This window comes from Lentisphaerota bacterium (assembly GCA_016873675.1).
In the GTDB taxonomy this organism is placed as follows: Bacteria; Verrucomicrobiota; Kiritimatiellia; order RFP12; family JAAYNR01; genus VGWG01.
The window spans coordinates 1-6643 of record VGWG01000133.1 but is presented as its reverse complement, the minus strand read 5'-3'; the positions used below and the strand labels follow the sequence as shown (position 1 = coordinate 6643).

8 protein-coding genes are annotated in these 6643 nt (G+C 58.6%); 5 read left to right on the top strand and 3 right to left on the bottom strand.

What is annotated here, in order from left to right; translation table 11 throughout:
- Together FJ222_11485 and FJ222_11480 are read left to right on the top strand one after the other, a co-directional pair.
- Positions 1–348: L-rhamnose isomerase (locus FJ222_11485; GenBank protein ID MBM4165044.1), on the top strand; the 348-nt coding region annotated here is incomplete at its 5' end.
- On the top strand, positions 275–1027 hold the full coding sequence (locus FJ222_11480) for a class II aldolase/adducin family protein (protein ID MBM4165043.1): 753 nt from the start codon (positions 275–277) through the stop codon (positions 1025–1027). The genes FJ222_11485 and FJ222_11480, both read left to right, overlap by 74 nt.
- 43 nt (positions 1028–1070) lie before the next feature.
- Here FJ222_11480 and FJ222_11475 read toward each other — a convergent pair whose 3' ends face one another.
- Together FJ222_11475 and FJ222_11470 are read right to left on the bottom strand one after the other, a co-directional pair.
- Complete coding sequence (locus FJ222_11475) at positions 1071–1331, bottom strand: thioredoxin (protein MBM4165042.1); 261 nt, start codon at positions 1329–1331, stop codon at positions 1071–1073.
- Between the two features lie 11 nt (positions 1332–1342).
- A complete protein-coding gene (locus FJ222_11470; GenBank protein MBM4165041.1) occupies positions 1343–1576 on the bottom strand; it encodes a thioredoxin family protein in 234 nt (77 codons plus the stop codon).
- Positions 1577–1841: 265 nt separating this feature from the next.
- On the opposite strand from FJ222_11470, the gene FJ222_11465 reads away from it, so the two are divergent.
- Genes FJ222_11465 through crtI form a run of 3 tightly spaced genes read left to right on the top strand, consistent with a single transcriptional unit; the run spans position 1842 to position 5225 of the window.
- Positions 1842–2441, top strand: coding sequence for a DUF2141 domain-containing protein (locus tag FJ222_11465; protein MBM4165040.1), 600 nt, complete (start codon positions 1842–1844; stop codon positions 2439–2441).
- A gap of 36 nt (positions 2442–2477) precedes the next feature.
- On the top strand, positions 2478–3698 hold the full coding sequence (locus FJ222_11460) for an AarF/ABC1/UbiB kinase family protein (protein ID MBM4165039.1): 1221 nt from the start codon (positions 2478–2480) through the stop codon (positions 3696–3698).
- A 6-nt stretch (positions 3699–3704) separates the two neighbouring features.
- Positions 3705–5225: a phytoene desaturase gene (gene crtI, locus FJ222_11455; protein MBM4165038.1), complete on the top strand. Its 1521-nt coding sequence runs from the start codon at positions 3705–3707 to the stop codon at positions 5223–5225.
- Positions 5226–5582: 357 nt separating this feature from the next.
- Here crtI and FJ222_11450 read toward each other — a convergent pair.
- On the bottom strand, positions 5583–6643 hold a 1061-nt coding region (locus FJ222_11450; GenBank protein ID MBM4165037.1), incomplete at its 5' end, for a hypothetical protein.

Genomic DNA, 6643 nt, shown 5'->3' with positions numbered 1-6643 from the left:
ATGCTGGTCATCTTTCAGGAGATCGTCCGCGGCGGCTTTCTCCCGCGCGTGGCGGTGAGCATGGATTATTTTGACGCCTCGATCAACCGCCTCGCCGCGTGGATCATCGGCATTCGCAACGCCCGCAAGGCCCTCCTGGCCGCCCTCCTCGAACCGTATGCCCCGATGCGCCAGGCCGAGGCGGCGTCCGACTTCACCACCCGCCTGGCGCTGCAGGAGGAAAACAAGCTCCTGCCGCTCGGCGCCGTCTGGTCCGAATTCTGTCGGCGGCAGAATGTCCCGGGGGACGGCCGCTGGCTCCCCCAGATCAAATCCTACGAAACCGCTGTGCTCGTCAAGCGCGCCTGATCCAACACCTGAACTCACCCCACAGGGAGCCTCCATGAGCGTTAAAGAAGACCTCGTCGCCTACGGCATCAAGATCGCCCGCGCCGGCCTCGTTGCCGGCGCCGGCGGCAATATCAGCGCACGGGACCAGGGCATCATCTGGATGAAGCCCAGCGGGCTGGCCATGGACGACATCACCCCCGATGACCTCTGCGGTCTCGAACTCGCCAGCGGCAAGCAGATCGCCGGTCGGCACCGGCCGACCAGTGAATACAGCATGCACCTCGGCATCTACCGCAACCGCCCCGACATCCACGCGGTCTTTCACACCCATTCGCCGTGGGCCTCCGGCATCTTCAGCTCCGGCGCCGAGCTCAAGCCGATGTTCGCGGAGTTCGTCTGCGACCTCGGCCGCGTCGGCTCGATCCCCTATGTCACGCCCACCACGGACGCACTCGCCGATGCCGTCTCGGAAGCGCACAAGACCGTTGACACCCTCTTCATGGCCAACCATGGCATGATCGCCACCGGCGCCAACATGAAGCAAGCCTACTACCGCTGCCTCGTCGTCGAGGACGCCGCCAAGTCGATGATCGCCGCAGCCATCGTCGGCAAGCCGATTTTCCTCACCCCCCAGCAGCAAGACGACCTCCGCGCACTCGGGGCTGTTCAGCACCGGATCAAGACCATGACCGCGTGATGGTCCCCGTTGAAGGGAAAAGACCGCGCCGCTCGAGGCGCGGTCACACGCAGGCGGCTGCAAACGCCTGCGTGATAGCGTGTCTGGTGGGAGCGCCCTCCATCATTTTCACGTCGCCTGTATAAAAGGTCGGCACGTAGAAATAGTCGTATTTTTCAGCGATTTCCGGATGCTTGCGCTCATCAATCACGGTGAACGGAATTAGGGCATATTCCGGATGTGCGGCCAGAATCTCGGCCACCAGCTCCAGCGCCTTTTTACAGTGCGGACACCCGTCAAACATAAACAGTTTCACATCTTTCATCTCACGCCTTCCTACAGGAGCAACTTTTTGATGTCCTCCACACTCAGCACCTTGCCCACGTTCTTCACAACGCCGTCAATCACGAGCGCGGGGGTCATCATCACACCGAAACGCATGATGTCGCCAATCTTGTCGACCTTCTCGACCGTCGCTTCGACACCCGCCGCCTCGACCGCAGCGGCCGCATTCTCCATCAGCGTCTTGCACTTCGGGCATCCTGTGCCCAGAATCTGAATCTTTCTCATCTTTCATCCCTTCAAACAACCGGACCGGACAGACCCGTCGGATTAAACACCGTCCCACACACATCGTACCTGAACGCGCCCGCGAACGAGGCCACAACGTTCGACTGCGGCGAGTTGCCGCCCATGCCAGCGCGGTCGCCACGGCCACGAGACCCACCTTCTCACGAAGCACGTTATACCACGCCCCCCGCCTGATGCCAAGCCCGCCATTCACTATTTATCCAATGCGCTTGACGAGCCACCCGTTTCGGCCTATCTTTACGGCATGGGTTCGCCTGTCCCTTCGGCCCCGTCGGCCCGCCGGGCGGACTCTGGACGGCTTGGTGGACGCCATGAACAACCCACAGCAGGGGCGTGCATAACCACCTTCGTGGGTTCTGCACGCTCGGTATTCACAGGACTCAAGATGCTCGACCATCCGGCCAGGCTTGCGGGGATTTTCTTCTTTGCCGCTGCAGTGATCCTGCCGGCAGATGCGTTTGGCTCGGGTGAGACGGTCAGCGTCACGGTCAACGGCTTGCGCGATGTAAAAGGACAGCTGCTGGCGTCCCTGTTTTCGAGGGCTGATGGTTTTCCGGCGAGGCCTGAACTGGCGATGCAGGCCCTGACGTTGAACATCACCGGAAGGATGGCGCGGGTGACGTTTACCAACGTGCCGCCGGGCGTTTACGCGGTGGCGGTGTGTCATGACGAGAACGGCGATGGGAGGATGAATAGCCGGTTCTTCGGAAGGCCCAAAGAAGGCTATGGACTCTACAGGCCAACGGACATTCAATCCGGGCCGCCACGATTCAAGGGGTCGGCATTTGCGGTGGGAACGAATCGCATCGCTGTTGACGTCGAAATGATCTATCCTGTGGACTGATGACGCGCGCGGTCCTCGGATGCCTCTGGATTTAGTATGAATTCAATCGGTTTCATCAGGCTCCTGAAGCAGATACACGGGCAGCATCTGCCTGATCTGGACTGGATTCAGTCGCAGGGCCTGCTTGCGGTTAAAATTGCCCAGCACTACGCGCTCCGGGTCGATTTTCTTGATGAATCGGTCTGCCTGGAGCTTGCCAAGCTTTTCGGGCAGGCGTCGTCAGTGCCGCCGGAGAATGTGCGTGCGATTCTCGCCAAACGGGTTGATCCATCCTGGCACGAGTCGGTCCGGGATTTCGACGAGACGCCGGTGGCCTCGGCCTCGATCGGCCAGGTTCATCGCGCGAGGCATGCGGACGGAACGCCGCTGGCGGTGAAGATCATCAAGGAGGATTTTCGGGAGCGCTTCCTCGCCGATCTCGCCCGGCTTCGCCGGCTGATGCGGGTCGTGCTGGTGGTGTATCCCAAACTGCGCAAGGTGTTCGATCCGCTGGGTGTGCTGGCCCATATCGAAGACTACACGATCAACGAGCTGGATTTGCGCAACGAAATCGCCGGCCAGCAAACGCTCAAGAAGATAGCTGCGGACTACAGCGGCACGTACGACCTTTCTGCGCTCCGTTTCGCCAGACTGTATCCTGAACTGTCCGGCCCCGGAATTCTTGTTGGCGAGTTTGTTGAGGGGTCCACCTTTGACAGGCTGCTGGCGCGGGGCGAACTGCCCTACGAAAAACTCCTGCAGGTGTTTGGCATCCACGGCCTGTTTTTGTTTGCGCCGGGCGTATTCCACGGCGATATCCATCCCGGCAACATCATGCTCCGGCCTGACGGCACGCTCTGCCTCATCGACACGGGCGCTGTCAGCCGGGTTGGCAGGCGCATACGGCGCGGGTTATTCAATTTCTTTGTGGCTCTTTGCACGTACGATTATCCGGACTGTGTGAGGCGCATGAATGAAATGGCGGAAACAGGGATCAGCGGGAGCAGGCTCCACACGTTTGAACGCAGGTTCAACGCGCTCTACAGGGATTTCCGGGGCAAGACCGTATCCGAAGCCAGCCTGACGCGCCAGATGATGGAGACCATCAAGCTTGCGGTAAACTGCGGAATGGTTTTCGAAAAAGGAATGTTTTCAATTATCAAGAGCATGATGTACCTTGACGGGATGGTCTTGCGTTGCAGGCCGGAGGCCAGACTGATTGAAGACATGAAGCCGCACATACTGGCGTTTCAAGCTGTGATGCAGTCAGAGGAGTAGTCAGCCATGAGTCGTTCAGAATCCAAGCATATTGTAATCGTGGGAGCAGGTCCCGGGGGGCTGACCTGCGCCATGATCCTGGCAAACCGCGGGTTTAAAGTGACCGTCGTTGAAGCCAAGGACCGTGTGGGAGGACGAAACGCCACGCTCCAGTTGGGCCCGTACGTGTTTGATACGGGGCCGACATTCCTGATGTTGAAAGACGTCCTGGACGAGGTGTTCAAGGAGTCGGGAACCAGCACGCATGCGGAGCTGGAGACACCCCGCCTGGACCCGATGTACCGCCTGGCATTCAAAGACCGGCAGATCGAAGCGTACAATGATCCTGAGCGGATGAAGGATGAAATTGAACGGTGCTTTCCAGGGCACGGCGCGCAGTATGACCGGTTTGTCGAACAGGAGCGGACCCGATTCAAGCGGCTCTTCCCCTGTCTTCAGAAGTCGTACCACAGGGCCGTTACCCTCCTGCATCCAGACCTGCTTAAAGCCATACCGTCGCTCGGCCTGGGCCGGTCCCTGTTCGATATCATGCACAGGGTATACGGTGACGAAAAGCTTGCCCTGTCTTTCACCTTCCAGTCCAAATATCTCGGGATGTCGCCGTGGGAATGCCCGGGCCTGTTCGCGATGATTCCGTACATTGAACACGCCTACGGAATTTTCCATGTTACCGGCGGGTTGAGCCGCATTTCCGAGGCAATGTCCGAGGTGGCCGTCCGAAACGGGGCGGTTGTTCAGTGCGTTCGCCCGGTCAAGCGGGTGCTGGTCAAGGGCCGCAAAGCGGTTGGCGTGGAGTTGGAAGACGGTGAAAAGATTGAAGCAGACGACGTGGTGCTGAACGCGGACTTCGGATATGCCGCGACCACCCTTTTCGACCCCGGTGTCTTGAGAACGTACACGCCGAGACGGCTTGAGAAAACCAAGTATTCGTGCTCAACGTTTATGCTCTATCTCGGGCTGGACACGGTCTACGATCTGAGGCATCACACGATATTTTTTGCCGAAGACTATCGGTCGAACGTCAACGCTATTTTCCGGGGCGACAGGCTCACAAACGATATTTCGTTCTATATCAGGAACTCGGTGGTCACCGACCCTCAGGTGGCGCCGAAAGGGCATTCCGCGATCTACGTGCTGGTGCCCGTCCCCAACCTGCGCGGAAAGCCGGACTGGGAGAAGGATGCCGGATCTTTCCGTGAGAACGTGTTGTCGAAGATGGAATCACGGGCGGGAATGAGAGGGCTGCGCGAGCATATACGCGAAGAGCAGGTGATCGTTCCCGGGGACTGGAAGGACCGTTACAACTGCTACGCCGGAGCCACGTTCAATCTGGCGCACAACATCAGCCAGATGATCTACTGGCGGCCGCACAATCAGTTCGAAGAACTGGACAACTGCTACCTCGTGGGCGGAGGCACCCATCCGGGGAGCGGCCTGCCCACCATCTATGAATCGGGCCGCATAGCGGCTAACCTCATCTCGCGTAAGCACAAGGTTGTGTTTGTGTCGGGCAACCTGCACGTGTAAACAGCGAGCAGGCGGGTGAGGCAGACTGAGGAAGAGAACGGAAAGCTGAGAGCGGAAAAAAAGGTGTCCCCTTGTCGATCCGCCAATTTCTAGATTCTAGTGCGCCTTGTAGACGGCGAGAAAGGCGTCAAAATGCCGTCACAGCGGCGAGGCGTGGGGCTTCCAGTCACGGTAGACGTGATGCGCCATGCCCCGCAGTGTAATAAAAAGGGCGTGCCATCTAAATTAAAAAGCTCCTGTGCATCGCTCAGCATCTTGCCGGCATCGGCCGGATCGTGCGCGAAATCGACGCCATGCGAGCGCTGGAGAGGGGTGAATGTCCGGCGTCATGATGCCGATGCCCGCGGGCCGAGGCTATCATGGACACCGTTGTTCGGTGTCATAGTAGTGACTGTGGGTCTCAAGGGCCACGCAGATGGCCTCGATATTCTCCAGGGGGACGTCTTCTCCGATCTCGGCCTTGAGCCATAGTCCCCCTGCCGGCGAACCGAGCACCTCTACCGCCTCCCGCACATGCGCGTCAATATCGCCTGGCTTCCAGAATGGAAACATTTGACGGTTCAGATCGAGGTCAACGCAGACCTTACCCTTGCAGACCCGGGCAAGATTCTCCAGTCCATTGGCGCCCACCTGCGGATTGACCACATTCACGCCGCAGTCCACGAGATCCGGGATGATTTCGAGAATGTGTCCGTCCGTATGCATGTGCACATAGTGTCCGGCGGCTCGAACCGGCTGGTAGATACTGGAGAAGCACGGCTTGAGAAGTTTGCGCCATTTCTCGGGGCTGATGGGGAGACTGGTCTGCATGCCCAGGTCGTCACCAAAGCAGACGATCTGTCCGGTGTCGGTGATTGCGTCCAGTCGCCTCCTCACCTGCCGAAGGTTGTATTGGAGAACCTTATCGAGAAGCATCTGCAGCTCGGGAGGTTCCTCGGCAAAGTCCATCATGGCTTCCTCAAACCCGCGAATGTCCGCAAGACGCAGATACATGAACCCGTGTGGCATGCCGTCATCCTTGTCGGGGATGGCCAGAGTGCGGACTGACTCTCGTGTGGGTGCTGGGTGTCCCGTGACGATGGCTTCCATTCCTGTTTTGACATTGCTCCAAGTGCAACCCCAGACATCTATATGCTCGCCTTCGACATAGGTTCTGCTCCAGACGGCATCGTAATCCCTCTCGTCTGTGTGCTTGCCGAACAGGATCGGGTGTTCGCGAACGATCGCGTTCAAAACCTCCCGATGTTTCATCCAGGCGGCGGGTAGGATTCCTACGCTGACGGGGATTCTGGCCGGATATTCTCTCCGAATCGACTTGATACGATCATCTGTTGCCATATCGTCTTCCTTTTCCTGCACCGACATTTTAGTATACCTCAAAAATAACATGAGACATGGTATAAGGATACCGATAACGG